The following is a 15621-nucleotide window of genomic DNA, read 5'->3' on the forward strand; positions in this document are numbered from 1 at the left end:
GTGAGTGAGCAAAGGGGTGTCCACCATGATTATCCGTGCGGCTGTAGAGAGCGATGCTGAAATCATCGCAGAGATTTATAACGACGCGGTGCTTAACACCACCGCGATCTGGAATGAAAATCGTATTGATGTGGCTAACCGCATCGCGTGGATAAACAGCCGCCAGCAGGCCGGTTTTCCTGTGATTGTGGCGACAGACAAAGATGATACCGTGCTGGGATATGCCTCTTATGGTGACTGGCGTCCCTGGGACGGATATCGTCATACGGTTGAGCATTCGGTTTACGTTCATAAAGATGTACGAGGTAAAGGCGCGGGTGCCGCCCTGATGCAGGGGCTTATCCAGCTTGCTCGCGAAGCCGGGAAGCACGTTATGGTGGCGGCGATTGAATCGGAAAATGCAGCATCCATAGCCCTGCATAAAAAACTGGGATTTATTGAGTCTGGCAGAATGACGGAGGTTGGAACTAAGTTTGGACGCTGGCTGGATTTGACATTTTTGCAGCTGCGTCTGGATGAACGTAAACGACCCTGAGTTGTCCCTTAAAGCGAATCCTTTGATGATACTTCCGGCAGGATGCCGATCCCCGCAGAAGAAAGCTATGTCTGGTAAATGTTTGATTGCTGCAGATCGTTTAAAGCGAGAAACGAAGCCGCAACGAACCAGGAGATAGCAAATTTGCACGTCAGCCGATATAACAGATAAATAACAACCCATCGCTGAGGACATCATGGCGCTTTCGCACGAATTAATCCTGATCTTCACCACCTACTTTGTCGCTACAGCCAGTCCCGGGCCAAGTAATATGGCGATAATGGGAACGGCAATGAAAAAGGGCAGAGGTGCCGCACTGGCGCTGGCTGCGGGTGTCGTGAGTGGTTCGATGCTCTGGGCGCTGCTGGCCGCCTGCGGTGTGCTGACCGTGCTGGCCACCTTCGCACAGTTGCTGATCGTGCTAAAAATTGGCGGAGGGTTATATCTGTTATGGCTGGCGTTTAAAGCCGGCAAATCTGCGTTACGCCGCACTGAGGCCAGCGATTTTAAAGCCAGCGATGAGCGGGTCGCATATGGCAGACTGTTTCGTCAGGGTATCCTAATGCATATCGGCAATCCCAAAGCGATTCTTACCTGGGTGGCCATTATGTCGTTTGCACTGAAGCCGGATGTGGTCGCCGCCACGCTGCCGATAATCATCTGCGGCTGTGCGGTGATTTGCGTGGTTGTGTTCGGCGGTTATGCTCTGCTGTTCTCAACCGCCATGATGGGCGCATTCTACCGTCGCATTCGTCGCGGACTCGATGCGCTATTAGCCTGCTGCTTTGCGCTGGCAGGGCTGAAACTGGTCTTCAGCCGCAGTTAATACTGATGAAGGTGTACGAGGGGTTATCCGCTTCTGGCTCAAATCCGCAAAAGATCATGCAATGAGCCGGAGCGGCATTAAAATGACAGGGTTGCGGTAGCGCTTCTGCAGCCCCTTACTTTAACACCACTATGATCAGGCAAGTAGTCAGACAAACCAGGAATCTGAGTGAACAGGATGATGAAATGAAAGGCGCATGTCTGTGTGAAACCGTTGCTTTCGAAATATCAGTAACCCCCACGCGCTATTACCGTTGTCACTGTTCTTTGTGCAGAAAACAGAGTGGAACCGGCTATAACCTGGCAACGATCGTAAAAGAGAGTGACTTTAGCTGGATTTCCGGTGAGAGCCAGATCGCGTCATGGCGCAAACCCACCGGTTATCGCAACGATTTTTGCGCCAGCTGTGGCTCCACAGTGCCTAACCGGTTGCGTGGCAGGCCTTATATCTGGCTTCCGGTTGGTTTACTCAGTGAGCCTGCCGATATGCAGTGCACAGGTGATTATTGTACTGATGACGCCATGCCCTGGGACACAATCCGTTCCGAGACAAATCATTCCGGACCGGTAGAATCGCTGGACTCTCTTCTGACGAGCTTAAAGCTTATTGATTGATGGCAGTGGTGCTTCTTTGTTATTCAAAAAGGGTTACTGAGTCAGAACGACCCCATTAACGGAAAACACACATTATTCCGACAGCCTGTGTTCATCGATCATTATTCGTTAGCTTTAATCCCCAGTAGTCAGAACAGGCTTTAACATCGCGGGGAGAAGGAAGCAGAAGTTTTGGCAGTCTGACCTGGTCGTAAAGCTTTTTATGGTGCTTTCGATTTTGCGGGGCAGTACGGAGAATATATTTCAGCATCTCCAGGTTCATCTGCTCTCTGCCCCTCCCCAGACCGCCAATACGCGGCGTGGATGAGTAACATCTGCGAATGTACCGCAGCAGTGCCACTGTCACTTTTACATCCAGCAGAATTAAGCCTGTGGCACGAGAGAATCGTTCTTCAATGCATTTGGTGTAATTACCCTCCATCACCCATCTTTCCTGGCTCACCGCTTCAGCATGCAAACGGAGAAATTCTGCCGGTGCTCTGGACATCCATTGGCTGTCCGGAATATGGTGAAGCTGGTCCAGATGAACTGCTGGTAGATCTGTTTTGTGAGCAATGGCTTCAGCTAAGGTCGATTTTCCGCTGTTAGATGGACCCATAATACAAATGCGTGGCCCAAGCGCGTCTAATGGAAGTGCACTATTCACAACGTCTCCTCTGAATTAACCCTGTCTGAAATGGATAAATGCGTACTGCTCTGAAACTTTCCTGTGCATTCCGTAAAGTCTGAAACGCTGCCGGGACCCGTTGGCTGGTCAGCCTGGGGATTCTGAACCTTTTCTGGATCAAAGTCAGGCCGCAGCGGCGATGATAGCCAGACTTGCCCTGAGCCGTCTTAACCCAGGCAGCAATAAGATTTCGGTAAAGATTGGTTACATTTTGCCGATAAATTGTTCAACCAATCAAACCGTAGAGGGCATTATGGGGTTAATCAATGGCGTGACAACAGAGGTGGCAAGAGGATATTTAGCCACGCTCACCGTAACAAACAGAGCTGAGAACACGACTAAAGAAACTATTACCGGAAAAGAATTACCTGCCAGTGTGGTGGTGATCTCACCCGAGGCAAGAGCGCGCCTGGTGCAGGCTGTCGCTGAGCCCATCACGGCAGAGCAGCAGGCCAAAAATTCAGAGGAACTGGCAAAGACAAAGTCATCCGGTCAGGGACCGTCCGTTAACCTCGGATATGCGTTATTCAACGATCCCTACACCAGCTGGGACGCCAGAACATTTACTCCGCTTCTGAGTATGACGGCTGCTAATACGCAGACCGCTATGGATGAGTTTGCCGCTGCACTCCATGAGATGCTGGCTGAAGGCCAGGTGGGCCGTAATCAGTACGATAATTCGGATACCTCGGAAGCCATGGCGCTGACCCTGACGCAGTCTAAGCTCCATAAACTGATAGAAAAATATGTCTCCGGCGATAACCAGAAGCAGGCGAATGACATTGCTGATGAGATGATAAGCGTCAAAGTCGCCATTCGTGAACGTCAGACGTTGCTGGGAGCACAGGATACGCTGGCGTTAGCCATACGTCATGGAACACGCGACATGCAGGAGAGCGCACGTGACTATCTCAGCCAGGTTAAGAGCGCAACCGCACGGCCACAGGTGGAGCTGGCCGGGATGATGGAAGCCATGAAGTCGGGCCGTGATATGGACTCTGTCTTCAGCACCTTTGCCGATTTGATTCGTGCCACGCCGAATCCTGACAACAAAGCACAGCCCTCCATTGATGGCGCACTCAGTCAACTGGAGGTTTATCGCCAGCAGTGGCAGGCGTTCACTGAAAAATACGCTTCTTAATGTTCTTATGATCCTGCAGGCAGCACCTCCGTCCCGGCGAAGCAATTTTCCTGAAAGCGGCGTCTGCAGGATCTCCTCCTGACGTTACGCAGTCAGGCGCTGCGATGAGGGACTGTTAATCCCACGCGCTGTCACCACTCCACCCAGAAAGTGACCCTCTGCCAGAAACCACAGATACCGCCCTGGACAAAAAGCACAGATTACACATTTACAAATTTAAATGTGTAAATATAATGTCGCCTCTTCACACATCAGAGGACTTTTTGTCATGCCGTCACTTTTTACCCCCTTGAATCTGGGCGACCTTCAGCTTCGTAACCGCATGGTACTGCCGCCGCTGACGCGCTGCCGCAGTGAACAACCGGGCAACATTCCCGGCGAGATGATGGTGGAGTATTACCGCCAGCGTTCCAGCGCGGGGCTGATGATCACCGAAGGCACCCAGATTGAGCCTCGCGGGCAGGGCTATGCATGGACGCCGGGGATCCACAGCGAAGCGCAGATCGCCGGCTGGAAAAAGGTTACAGAGGCAGTACATCAGCAAGGGGCCACGATTTTCTGCCAGCTCTGGCATGTTGGCCGCGTGTCCCATAATGAACTGCAGCCGGGCAAGCAGGCACCCGTTGCCCCTTCAGCCATCGCAGCCGATAACGTCCGGGTATTTATTGAAACCGGGCCTGGCGCCGGCATATTGACCGCACCCAGCGAGCCACGCGCACTGACTACATCGGAAGTTAAAGAGATCGTAGAGCTTTACCGACGCGCGGCGGAGAATGCCAAAGCGGCTGGTTTCGACGGTGTGGAACTGCATTCCGCCAACGGGTATCTGATTAACCAGTTTATTTCTGAGCACACCAACTTCCGTACGGATGAATATGGCGGATCTGCTGAGAATCGTCTGCGCTTCCTGCGAGAAGTCGTTGAGGCGGTCAGCTCGGTATTTGGCAGCCACCGAGTTGGCGTCAGATTTGCGCCTCTGTTTACCAGTACCGACGAAGAGCGTGTCTATCTCGGTCTGGTTGAAAGTGATCCACACGCGACCTACATCCGCGCAGCAGCACTGCTGAACGAGCTGGAAGTTGGCTATCTCTCCATTGCTGAAGCCGACTGGGACAACAGCCCGGAGATGCCAGAGAGCTTCCGTGTCGCGCTGCGGGAAACATTCCGCTCTCCGATCATCTATTCGGGTCGCTACACGGCTGAAAAAGCGCAGCATGTGCTGGAAAAAGGCTGGGGCGATCTGTTTGGTTTTGGCCGCTCATTTATCGCTAATCCCGATCTGCCCGCGCGGATTAAATCAGGATATCCGCTGAATGAGGTCGATCACGCCTCCCTGTATGGCGGCACTGAGAAAGGCTATACTGACTACCCATTTTACCCATCCTGATATTCTGTGAGGCGGCATGTCCCCCGAAAATGCCCTGAAGTTACTGTCCAACCCGACCAGAGTGGCAGTGCTGAAGTGGCTTAAAAATCCTGACGAAGCGTTTGCGGGCTATACCCAGCTCTACCCCTTCGATCAGTATGGCGTCTGTGCCAGCCTCATACAGGACAAGGCGGGCTTATCACAGCCCGCCACCTCGTTATGCCTGAAAGCACTTCACAATGCGGGGCTGGTTGAAGCCAGCAAAGTCGGGAAATGGACTTACTATCGCCGCGCCGAACCGCGCATTCGTGAAATAACCGATGCGGTAACCCAATCGCTGCAGGCGCTTTAAAAGCGACGGCTTACAGGGTAATGTAGATGTCAGCGCCATCCTTCTGATGGTGACTTCACCGAACGCATTAACTCAGGGTCAGAAAATGTTTATGTCAGTTCAGTCTTTCACCACCGTCACCACCACCACCGCCCCTGGCGGCGGCGTGAGCGACTCTGTGACAGGCACCTGACACAACTGATTCTCACTCCCCGCCGAACCGGACGGGGAGCTGTTCTCCGTTCTTAAAAACTGAATGGAGACAGGTCATGGTTACATCTGAAAGTGCACTTTTAATTATCGACATGCAGCAGGGGCTTTTTAATGGTCCCGAGGCTCCCTTTGCCGCAAATTCGATCTTGTCGAATACCTCAATTCTCATTACTAAAGCCCGGGCTTCTGCCGTCTCCCTCTTTTTCGCACGCCATATCGGCCCGGATGATTCCCCTTTTAACGAGCAAAGCCCGCTGACGCGCCTGATCCCGGAATTGCAGGTCAACCCGCAGAGTGATGTCATCTTCACCAAAAGATATCCCAGCTGTTTCAGGGATACTGGCCTGCAGCTTCAGCTGAGACAAAAGGGCATTAAGCAACTGGTGATTGCGGGGATGAAAACAGAGTTCTGCGTTGATACTACCTGTCGGGCAGCCCCGGAGCTGGGTTTTAACGTCGTACTGATTTCCGATGCGCACACCACCGTCGATAATCCCCACCTCTCTGCGGAGAAGATTATTGCGCATCACAACCAGACGCTGGCGGGCCCCTTTGTGACGCTGGCAACCGCAACTGACTGGCATTTCGGTTCTGCCGGTTAAGTCCGATGTTCTGACCCGGTTCCATGCAGTCTGCTTGACGAAGCTGTCTGCTTAACTTACAACTAAACCCGTCAGGGGAGTCTCGCCAGAGAGACTGAGAGGCTAATAGCGCACCGCGCGGCTTAGCGACCCTTAGAACCTGACCCAGTTGATACTGGCGTAGGAAGACGGGTATCTCATCAGATACTTGCCGCAGGGGCGCATTCGCAACGTTCCTGCCTTTTCCCTCTGTATCACGGGTCTTCGTTAACGGATAACGAGGCCAAATTGAAAAATCTCATCCTGAATCTTTCTTTTCCTGTCCGGTGGACACCATGAGCCGCTGGTCGGTGCTCGGCAGCGGCGTTGCCGGGCTTTGTGTCGCCACGCTGCTGCTGGAGCGGGGAGAAACGGTCGAAGTTATTACTCAGCCTGACTGTCTTGCGGCCTCGCACTGGGCGGGCGGCATGCTCGCGCCCTGGTGTGAAGCAGAAAGCGCACCGCCACAGGTGATCGAATGGGGCCAGCACGCGGCCAGCTGGTGGGCGAAACGCGTTGATGGCGTGGAACAGCAGGGCACGCTGGTGGTTGCTCCGCCGCGTGACAGCCGTGAACTGACGCGCTTCGCCAGCATGACGCAGCAGCATCAGTGGGTCTCTCCCGGTGACATCGAACCCGCGCTGGAAAACCGCTTTGCCCGCGGCCTGTTTTTCGCCGCAGAGGCGCATCTCGATCCGCGCCGCGCCTTGCAGCAACTGCGCGACAAACTGCAACAGGCTGGCGTCCCCTTTCACAGCGTTAAACCCGGCGGCAAAATCATCGACTGCCGTGGCATCCACGCCACCGATCGGCAGCCAGCCCTGCGCGCCGTGCGAGGCGAAATGGTGATCCTGCACACATCCGACGTACAACTCTCCCGTCCTGTCCGGCTGCTGCACCCACGCTTTCCCTGCTATCTGGTACCGCGTGACGGGGGCCACTTCATGCTGGGTGCCACCATGGTCGAAAGCCACGACAGCAGCCCGATCAGCGCCCGGGCGATGATGGAACTGCTCAGCGCCGCTTACAGCCTGCATCCGGCGCTGGCTGAAGCGCGGATTGTGGAGAGTGGCACCGGTCTGCGTCCTGCTTATCGGCAGAACCTGCCGGAAGTCCGCTACGAAAATGGCCGTTTCTCACTTAACGGCCTCTACCGCCACGGCTTTTTGCTGGCCCCGATCATGGCTGAAAAACTTATGTTGCAACTGACTCAGGAGATGACTCATGCGCGTTGAACTGAATGGCCGCACGATTGAAACCGGCGCAACGACGCTGGCGGAGCTTATGGCGGAGCAGCAGATCGATCCGCGGACCGTCGCCACCGCGCTGAACGGGGAGTTTGTACCGCGTAGCCGCTATGCCAGCCAGCAACTTGAGGCGGGCAACCAGCTCGAAATCCTGTCACCGATGCAGGGAGGTTAACCATGTTCTATCAATTTACTCCGCAATCCCGATTTCTGCTCGGCACGGCCGGTTATCCGTCACCGGACATTCTGCATCAGGCGATCAACGCGTCAGGCGCGGAGATTATTACCGTCAGCCTGCGGCGGGAAGGCAGTGAAGGCGGCGCTTTCCGCACGCTGCTGCAACAGCTCAACAAACGTATTCTGCCGAATACGGCAGGCTGCCACACGGTGAAAGAGGCGGTGACGACGGCGCAGATGGCGCGTGAACTGTTCGACACACCTTGGATCAAGCTGGAGGTGATTGGCCATGCCGACACGCTGCAGCCCGATCCTTTTGCCCTGGTTGAGGCCGCACGGATTCTCTGCGCTGACGGGTTCCAGGTGTTTCCCTACACTACGGAAGATCTGATTGTCGGCGAAAAATTGCTGGAAGCGGGCTGTGAAGTGCTGATGCCCTGGGGCGCGCCGATCGGCTCCGGCCAGGGGCTGCGTAATATCGAGGGGCTGCGCGCTATGCGTGCGTGGTTTAAAGATGTGCCGTTGATTATTGATGCGGGCATTGGCGCACCTGGCCAGGCGGCTCAGGCGATGGAGATGGGTTTCGATGGCGTGCTGCTCAACACGGCGGTGGCAAAAGCGCGCGATCCGGTGCGCATGGCCGGTGCCTTTGCTGCTGCGATCCACGGCGGACACGAGGCGTTTCAGGCGGGATTGATGGAGCAGCGCGACATGGCGTCTGCCTCTACGCCTATTTTTGGTCTGGCACAATTCAGTTAAGGAGCAGCGATGGAGCGTTATCAGCGACAGACGATGTTGCCTGAGATTGGTGAAGCGGGGCAGCAGCGGCTGAGCAGGGCAAGGGTGCTGGTGGTGGGGGCGGGCGGGCTTAGTGCAACGCTGCTGCCGTTACTGGCAGGCGCGGGTGTGGGATTTATCCGTCTTTACGATGGCGATCGGGTTGAACTGCACAACCTCCACCGGCAGACGCTGTTTGGCGTCGACGATGTGGGTCAGCAGAAAGTATTTTGCGCTCAGCGTGCGCTGGCGCAGCGCAATCCTGACTGTCGCGTTGAGGCGCATCCACACGCGCTAAGCGCCAGTCAACTGCCGCAGGCGCTGGAGGGGATCGATCTGGTGGTGGACGCGGCGGATAACTTCGCTATTACTTATCAGCTCTCCGACGCCTGTTATCCGGCAGGCCTGCCGCTGATCTGCGCCTCGGTGCTGGGACGCAAGGGCTATGTTGGCGGATTCTGTGGCGGTGCGCCTGGCTATCGCGCGCTGTTCCCGCAGCTGCCCACGGCCTCGGGTAACTGCAATACGGCAGGCGTAATGGGACCGGCGGTAGCGACGCTGGGCGCAATGCAGGCGCAGATGGCGCTGAGCGTATTGTTAAAACTGACGCCATCGCCGCTCGGCTGCATGATCCACTGTGACTTTGTTGACTGGCATATCAGGCAGTTTCGTTTTGATGACGCACCTGAACCTGACGCGCCCGGCACGCCCTTTATCGATCGGGCCATGCTGATGGAGGATGATTGCATAGTGGAGTTGCGCAGCCTGGAAGAGGCACCGGTCAGTGTGGCCGAGCGGGTGGTGCGAATTCTGCCGCAGCAGATAGCGGCCTGGCAACCGCCGGTCAATCAGCGTGTGGTTCTGGTGTGTGCCAGTGGCATGCGCGCAGCCCAGGCGGCTGAGAACCTTGCCGCGCGGGGGATTGCGCGGCTTGCGCTGGTGGCGGCAAACACCCTGTAGCGTGCCGGTTTAGACTACCTCGACCAGCTGGAACGTCTCGAAGATCAGCTCCATTTCGCTGTGAAAATAGCCAGCGCGCTCGAAGTAGCGCTGATGTTCCTGACGCCAGTGGTCGAGGCTCAGATCGCCTTCACCCTCCAGCATCGCCATCTCTGGCGTGACGCGATCAAAGCGCGTCAGGAACAAGCCGGTGGTGCGGATCACGCAGACGGGCTGCTGTTCGCCGTTGAGAACAATGCTGTAACCGCCCGGTTGAGGCAATGCTTCCTGATCCTGCCAGCTCCGCAACGACCCGCAGGTAGCTACTTTCTTACCGGCAATAATCAGCGTTGCGAGCTCGCTGGCTAATTCCGGGGAGTCACCAAATGCATCTGTGAAGGCACCCGGATATTTGTCCTGCAGTTGTTGCAGCGTCATCGTCATCAGCAAATCCTCAATGAATTAGGCGTGCGGGCCCGGCGTAACGTCAGGTTATCGCCATGCAGGCCAGCGGTGCCGTTAAGATGAACAACAGCAGCGGCTTTAATCCCACCGTCTGCTGCTGATAGCGGTACAGCTTACCCGGCCTCCACATGGGAAAACAGGCTTAATTATCAGGATATTGAGTTTGAGCGTGAGTGGGGTCGCAAAGGAGAGACTCAGTCTGGCGCGGCCGGGCACAGCCGCGCACTAATATTAACGAATCAGAAAGCTTGCCCAGTGCGCTATATCGTCACCGCTGCTGATTTCGGGCTGTACCAGACCGTTTACCATAAAGGTCGGTGAAACGTGAATGCCGTTCTGACGGGCATACTTGCAGTGCCATTTAATGGCGTTCTGCAGGTCGGGCTGATCAAACGCGGCGCTGGCATTCACGCCGCTGTAATCTTTCAGGCGGGCGAGGATCTGATTCGGCGTGGCATCGCGGTTCGGACCGGTACAGTGGTCGGTGAACTCAAACTCTTCACGATGATCGGCTACCGCCTGCATCACCTTTTTCGCGGCCTCTTTGCTTTCGCAGGCGGCGGCAAGGATATAGCGCACTATCAGCCCGGAATAGAGGTGCCACGGCTGTGATTGCAGACGGATCTTCAGGGTGATGTTCTCTTCACCTACGTGCGCCAGTAACGCGTCGAATTTATTGAAGGCGCGCACCGAAAAAGGACACGTGGGTTCCAGAAAGACTTCAAAGATTTCAGGGCCGTGGCCCCATACCAGTACATCAGCGTGCTGACTCATCGACAACTCCTTGAACATTAACCACACGGGAAACCTGTTTACCCTGGCAAATCCCTCTGACATCAGCCAGTTAAGAATCAGCTGTAATTGTTACAAAAAACAGCAATCAGCTGATGAGTCGCGTGTAATACGCGACAGGCAGGTCCATTAGTCGTTAGAATTGCCAACTTTGGCATTTTCAACTGCTGGCACGGCGTAGCCGCCCACGAACAGCTATAGTTGTCAGCAGTGTGCAATCTTTTGCAGGATGCAGCCATTTAAGCTGCTTCACTGCTGTTTGTTTGCCCGGAGCTGATAAGCGTTAGAAGAGGTTAATTTTGCATACCGATCTCACCTGGAAAACTCTCCATCACGTCATCAATCAGACGATCTCTGACATGCTTGACGAGCAGCAGACCATTGATGTGTTATCACTGCGCGCCCGCCTGCATGAACTGGCTGAAAAAGAGGAGGATGAGGTCATGCTGCTCTGTTACTGGCAGGCCAGCAAAATTCTGATGCGATTACCCACGACCGTCACCGCCAGTCAGTTAATGACCGCGGCACGCCACGCTTTTCGCACTCCCATAGGTCACGATTTGCTTTGAGCTGACTGGCTCGCGGCATCAGTAAAAATCACGCAAGTCGAAAACCTGGTGTGGCTGATGATGTAAAACCCGAGGTGAGCCGCTGCTAATCACCGCTGAGAATTTCCGGCACTGCATAATTTTCACGGCGGCCAACTTATATATTCGCATTCTGGAATGAATATATATTTAAGGTTTATGTTAAGTGCCGTCTTAGTAAAAATAGTTTTTCAATAAATAATCCTTTTACCTTCTTAAAGTGATGTAGATCAAGGAAGGCTACCAATGTATCTCTTCTGTGTAAGAACCTGAACGTCTCGTTTAATTTTTATATAGCCGAGAGAGGCTAATATAGCAGCAACATAATAAACCTCAGGTTGTTATGTTGGCGCATTTCTGTAAATGCATATTTATCCATCAGGTGACTCATTGCAGCCACTTTGCATGTATTAAAAGAGACAGGTTTGATGAATATCAGAAAACATATTCTGCCCGTGGCACTGGCTGGCCTTATGGTGTCCGGATCAGCATTAGCAACGCCTGCTGATGGCCCATCACCGATTACTCCTAATCCGGGAGCAGCAGCCGGTACACAGGGTGCCGGTGGTGAAGTGAAATTTACCGGCGAAATTACCGATGTTTCCTGTGACGTTTCTACCGCCAGTAAAAACCAGAGCGTTGATTTAGGTAAATGGGCGAAATCGTATTTCGAAAGCCGTAACGAAACTACAGAAACGCCATTCACTATCTCTGTTAAGGATTGTCCTTCATCAGTTAAAACCGTGGCTGTGCTGTTTGATGGTGATAAAGATAGCGGTGACAACTCCCTGCTGAAAGTCACCAGCGGTGGCGCTACCGGCGTAGGAATTAAACTTTATGAAGCTGACCGAAGCACGCCGATTGCTATCGGATCCGTCTCCAAAGCGGTCAGCCTGGTAACGGCTGACGAGGGCGGTTCTGCGGACTTAAATTTCTTTGCCGATTATAAAAGTGATGGTGCGCCGATCGCTGTCGGTGCTGCCAACTCAGTCTCTAACTTTGTGATGATTTATAACTGATTAATAGCAGGGGCAACCCTGCTTCCCCTCCGAAATATCGATGGCACAAATATCTATGTTTAAGGTAATAAGACTTATTTCACTCTTTTCTGCGTGCATGCTGGGCATGGCTGCCCATGCGGGTGTGGTAATGGGAGGGACGCGTATTATTTTTGTGGAAGGCAAAAAGGAGGCAACACTTTCGGTTACCAATCAGGATAAAAATACGCCGTATCTGGTTGAATCCTGGATAGAGAACTTTGATAAAAATAATCATTCCCGGGTACCATTTATTGTTACGCCACCGCTATTCCGGCTTGATGCGGAAAAAGAGAATCTGTTAAGGATTAATTATCTGGGGATGCCCCTGCCGAAAGATCGTGAATCGGTATTCTGGCTGAATGTGAAATCTATTTCACCGACGCCGCGCGATAAAAGTAACCAGCTTCAGGTCAATATTAAATCGAAATTTAAGCTTTTTTATCGGCCAAAAGATTTGCCGGGTAATCCGGCTGATGCCTGGCAGCAACTCTCATTCCGCCATGAAGGCAATCAGCTGATTGCGCATAACCCAACGCCTTACTTTGTCTCATTTTATTCGCTCAGCGTTAATCATCACGAGATACAGGATCCTGGCATGATTGGCCCTGGAGAAGATCGGCACTGGCGCGTCGCTGCTTCCGGCGCAGTGAGCTGGTCTGCAATCAACGACTATGGCGGCATTACCGAACAACGTACGCGCTAGTTGTTATTTGTAATTTATTTTGTTTTAAACCCGGGGCCATCATCAGTGAAAGTTAATCAGCACGCTCAGAGAGGAAAGATAAGGTACGCAAAGCCGCTTTACGCCTCTCCCTGGTTAATGCTGATTTTGTTCTGCCCGCTGCGTGGTGCTCGTGCGGATGACTATTTTGACCCGGCGGCACTGGAGTTCTCATCCGATCAACATCACGCCACCGATCTCCACTATTTTGCTCGTGAGGGCGGACAGCAACCCGGCACTTATCATGTCACGCTGTTGCTCAACAACAGAGTTATTGATAGCCGCGATGTCAGCTTCGTACAGGGCAAAGCCGGGCTGGTTCCGCAACTGACGGTGGCAGAGCTGGCCGCGATGGGGGTGAACGTCAACGGTTTTTCCGCGCTCACTAATCTGAAGAAAGATGAGGCCATCGAAGAGTTAGGCGATTTCATTCCCGATGCATCGACCCACTTTGATTTCGCGCATCAGCAGTTAAACCTTTCAATTCCACAGATCGCGCTGATGGTGAAAGATCGCGATTATGTCGATCCAGCACGCTGGGATGAGGGGGTGTCGGCTGCTTTTGTGAACTATACCTTGTCTGGCAGCAGTAGCCGCAATCACAGTGACCGCTGGAACTCGACGTTACTCAGCCTGCGCAGCGGGGCCAATCTTGGTGCATGGCGGCTGCGTAACACGTCCACATGGCGCTACGATCTGGTCAGTCAATGGCAGTCTCAGACCTCATTTCTGGAGCGGGATCTTAAGGCGCTGAAAAGCCAGTTTCGGGTAGGAGATACCTATACGTCCGGCGATGTTTTTGACAGCGTGCAGTTTCGCGGTATGCAGATCATGTCTGATGACACCATGCTTCCGGAAAGCCAGCGCGGCTTCGCCCCGATGATCCAAGGCATCGCCCATAGCAATGCGCGGGTAACGGTGAGCCAGCACGGCTATGTGATTTATGAAACCGTGGTCGCACCCGGTGCGTTCGAAATCAAAGATCTCTATCCCACGTCCCAGAGCGGTGACCTTGAGATTATCATTCATGAAAGTGATGGCTCGGTGCGCACCTTCACTCAGCCTTACTCTGCCGTGCCTTATATGTTGCGTCAGGGCCATCTGAAATACAGTGTCAGTGGCGGTCGTTATCACTACTCAGGCAGCAGCAACCTGCGTTCGCCTGAGTTTGTGCAATCCACGCTGTTCTACGGACTGCCGCATGACTTTACCGCCTTTGGTGGCGTGCAACTCGCGCAAAACTATCACGCTGTGGCGGCGGGCCTGGGTAAAAGCCTGGGCGATTTTGGCTCGCTGGGAACCGATATGACTCTGGCAAAAACCCGTATGCCGGAAGGACAAAGCCGGAGTGGTCAGTCGGTGCGTGTGCAATATCAGAAAAATTTCGCCTCCACCAATACGACCTTCAGCATGGCAAGCTATCGCTACTCTTCCAGCGGTTTTTACGCCTTCAGCGAGGCCAATGCGATGACCAGTCCGGCAAGCTATGGGGCAAATAAACGCAGTCGCTCAGAAATTTCAGTCTCTCAGGGTATCGGTGATTATGGCAGCCTCAGTGCCTCCGCGTATGTGCAGCGCTACTGGCGATCAGACAATGAAGATCGCACATTACATCTGGGCTTCTACAGCAATTACAACGCCATTTCGTGGGGCATTGCCTGGTTTTACACCGACTCGACCAGTGCCCGTAAAGCTGACCGTGCGGTCTCTTTCAATGTCTCCATCCCCTTCAGCGCACTGCTGCCAGAAAGCTCCGTCAGCTACAGCATGAATGCCACTAATGATGGCGATGTGTCTCAGCAGGTCAGCCTGTCGGGCAGCGCGTTGCAGGACGATAACCTGCACTACAACCTGCAACAGGGTCATGACAGTCAGGGACAGAACGTGAACAGCAACGGTTCGCTGGACTATCGCGGCAGTCGCGGCAGCGTCAGTGTCGGGGTCAGTCACGATCGGCACAGCAGCCAGTTTAACTATGGCCTGTCGGGTGGGATCGTCGCGCATGAACACGGCATTACGTTAAGCCAGCCGCTGGGCGATACCTTCGCGATTGTTCGGGTACCGGATACGGCAGATGTGGGCATCCAGAGCGGCAGCAAAGTGGTCACTGATGGCCGCGGCTATGCGATTGTGCCTTCACTCTCGCCCTACCAGGAAAACGCTATCGAACTGGAAACGGATACGCTGCCCGACAACGTTGACGTCGAACTGGATGGGCAAAAGGCTATCCCTACGCGTGGAGCGATTGTGATGGCCGATTATGCCACCCACGTAGGTAACAGGGTGTTGTTCACCCTTACCTGGCAGGATACTTTTCCGCCCTTCGGTGCGGCAGGCCAGGTCGCACTTGCTGCCGCGGGTAAAGAGAGCAGTACCAGCGGCATCGTGGCGGAAAAAGGGGAACTTTATCTGAGCGGTGTACCGGCTCAGGGCCTCATCGAAGTGAACTGGCAGGATGAGGGAGGGCAGAAAAGCTGTCGCGCACCGTTCTGCCTGCCAGCCGCCACTGGCTCTAACCCGGTCAGGCTGGTCTCTGCGGTTTGTCAGTAATCCACAGGAAGTT

General features: G+C 54.1%; 18 protein-coding genes and 1 riboswitch. Of the genes, 15 read left to right on the top strand and 3 right to left on the bottom strand.

Annotated features, from left to right (window positions below; translation table 11 throughout):
• Window positions 1–25 precede the first annotated feature (25 nt).
• The 3 genes from NR195_RS02580 (at window position 26) to NR195_RS02590 (ending at window position 1975) form a co-directional block, all read left to right on the top strand.
• Window positions 26–535 carry a GNAT family N-acetyltransferase gene (locus tag NR195_RS02580; protein ID WP_052271221.1) on the top strand — a complete coding sequence of 170 codons (510 nt, stop codon included), beginning with the start codon at window positions 26–28 and terminating at the stop codon, window positions 533–535.
• A gap of 196 nt (window positions 536–731) precedes the next feature.
• Window positions 732–1361 (top strand): LysE family translocator, encoded by a 630-nt coding sequence (locus NR195_RS02585; protein ID WP_010247507.1) that lies wholly within the window; start codon window positions 732–734, stop codon window positions 1359–1361.
• Window positions 1362–1546: 185 nt separating this feature from the next.
• Complete coding sequence (locus tag NR195_RS02590; protein WP_245115174.1) at window positions 1547–1975, top strand: GFA family protein; 429 nt, start codon at window positions 1547–1549, stop codon at window positions 1973–1975.
• A gap of 91 nt (window positions 1976–2066) precedes the next feature.
• On the opposite strand, the gene NR195_RS02595 is transcribed toward NR195_RS02590, so the two are convergent.
• Complete coding sequence (locus NR195_RS02595; RefSeq protein ID WP_256844050.1) at window positions 2067–2621, bottom strand: AAA family ATPase; 555 nt, start codon at window positions 2619–2621, stop codon at window positions 2067–2069.
• Between the two features lie 274 nt (window positions 2622–2895).
• Here NR195_RS02595 and NR195_RS02600 point away from each other — a divergent pair, with 274 nt between their 5' ends.
• From NR195_RS02600 to NR195_RS02635, 8 genes are all read left to right on the top strand, one after another.
• Entirely contained in the window at window positions 2896–3783 is an 888-nt protein-coding gene (locus tag NR195_RS02600; RefSeq protein ID WP_256844051.1) for a hypothetical protein, read from the top strand.
• Window positions 3784–4051: 268 nt separating this feature from the next.
• The gene (locus tag NR195_RS02605) at window positions 4052–5170 is read left to right on the top strand and encodes an alkene reductase (RefSeq protein ID WP_256844052.1); all 1119 of its coding nucleotides are present in this window, start codon (window positions 4052–4054) and stop codon (window positions 5168–5170) included.
• A 16-nt stretch (window positions 5171–5186) separates the two neighbouring features.
• Window positions 5187–5501 (top strand): helix-turn-helix transcriptional regulator, encoded by a 315-nt coding sequence (locus NR195_RS02610; protein WP_010247494.1) that lies wholly within the window; start codon window positions 5187–5189, stop codon window positions 5499–5501.
• Between the two features lie 248 nt (window positions 5502–5749).
• The gene (locus NR195_RS02615; protein ID WP_256844053.1) at window positions 5750–6295 is read left to right on the top strand and encodes a cysteine hydrolase family protein; all 546 of its coding nucleotides are present in this window, start codon (window positions 5750–5752) and stop codon (window positions 6293–6295) included.
• Window positions 6296–6358: 63 nt separating this feature from the next.
• Window positions 6359–6478, top strand: a riboswitch (TPP riboswitch).
• 131 nt (window positions 6479–6609) lie between these two features.
• Window positions 6610–7548 carry an FAD-dependent oxidoreductase gene (locus tag NR195_RS02620; RefSeq protein ID WP_256844054.1) on the top strand — a complete coding sequence of 313 codons (939 nt, stop codon included), beginning with the start codon at window positions 6610–6612 and terminating at the stop codon, window positions 7546–7548.
• On the top strand, window positions 7538–7735 hold the full coding sequence (thiS, locus tag NR195_RS02625) for a sulfur carrier protein ThiS (RefSeq protein ID WP_010247485.1): 198 nt from the start codon (window positions 7538–7540) through the stop codon (window positions 7733–7735). Before NR195_RS02620 ends, thiS begins: the two co-directional genes overlap by 11 nt.
• 2 nt (window positions 7736–7737) lie before the next feature.
• Window positions 7738–8496 (top strand): thiazole synthase, encoded by a 759-nt coding sequence (locus NR195_RS02630; protein WP_010247482.1) that lies wholly within the window; start codon window positions 7738–7740, stop codon window positions 8494–8496.
• Between the two features lie 9 nt (window positions 8497–8505).
• Complete coding sequence (locus NR195_RS02635; RefSeq protein ID WP_033780146.1) at window positions 8506–9474, top strand: HesA/MoeB/ThiF family protein; 969 nt, start codon at window positions 8506–8508, stop codon at window positions 9472–9474.
• Between the two features lie 9 nt (window positions 9475–9483).
• Here NR195_RS02635 and NR195_RS02640 read toward each other — a convergent pair whose 3' ends face one another.
• Together NR195_RS02640 and NR195_RS02645 are read right to left on the bottom strand one after the other, a co-directional pair.
• On the bottom strand, window positions 9484–9897 hold the full coding sequence (locus tag NR195_RS02640) for an ASCH domain-containing protein (protein ID WP_010670725.1): 414 nt from the start codon (window positions 9895–9897) through the stop codon (window positions 9484–9486).
• A gap of 252 nt (window positions 9898–10149) precedes the next feature.
• Window positions 10150–10692 carry a thioredoxin domain-containing protein gene (locus tag NR195_RS02645; protein ID WP_167423214.1) on the bottom strand — a complete coding sequence of 181 codons (543 nt, stop codon included), beginning with the start codon at window positions 10690–10692 and terminating at the stop codon, window positions 10150–10152.
• Window positions 10693–11009: 317 nt separating this feature from the next.
• On the opposite strand from NR195_RS02645, the gene NR195_RS02650 reads away from it, so the two are divergent.
• The 4 genes from NR195_RS02650 (at window position 11010) to NR195_RS02665 (ending at window position 15608) form a co-directional block, all read left to right on the top strand.
• Window positions 11010–11279 (top strand): hypothetical protein, encoded by a 270-nt coding sequence (locus tag NR195_RS02650; RefSeq protein ID WP_031593389.1) that lies wholly within the window; start codon window positions 11010–11012, stop codon window positions 11277–11279.
• A 446-nt stretch (window positions 11280–11725) separates the two neighbouring features.
• The gene (locus NR195_RS02655) at window positions 11726–12316 is read left to right on the top strand and encodes a fimbrial protein (protein WP_256844055.1); all 591 of its coding nucleotides are present in this window, start codon (window positions 11726–11728) and stop codon (window positions 12314–12316) included.
• Between the two features lie 55 nt (window positions 12317–12371).
• Entirely contained in the window at window positions 12372–13040 is a 669-nt protein-coding gene (locus NR195_RS02660) for a molecular chaperone (protein WP_372340248.1), read from the top strand.
• Between the two features lie 117 nt (window positions 13041–13157).
• The gene (locus tag NR195_RS02665; protein WP_256844056.1) at window positions 13158–15608 is read left to right on the top strand and encodes a fimbria/pilus outer membrane usher protein; all 2451 of its coding nucleotides are present in this window, start codon (window positions 13158–13160) and stop codon (window positions 15606–15608) included.
• The last annotated feature ends 13 nt before the right edge of the window (window positions 15609–15621 follow it).

Origin of the sequence: Pantoea sp. Ft-CA_14, assembly GCF_024520875.1 — a bacterium.
GTDB lineage: Bacteria > Pseudomonadota > Gammaproteobacteria > Enterobacterales > Enterobacteriaceae > Pantoea > Pantoea agglomerans.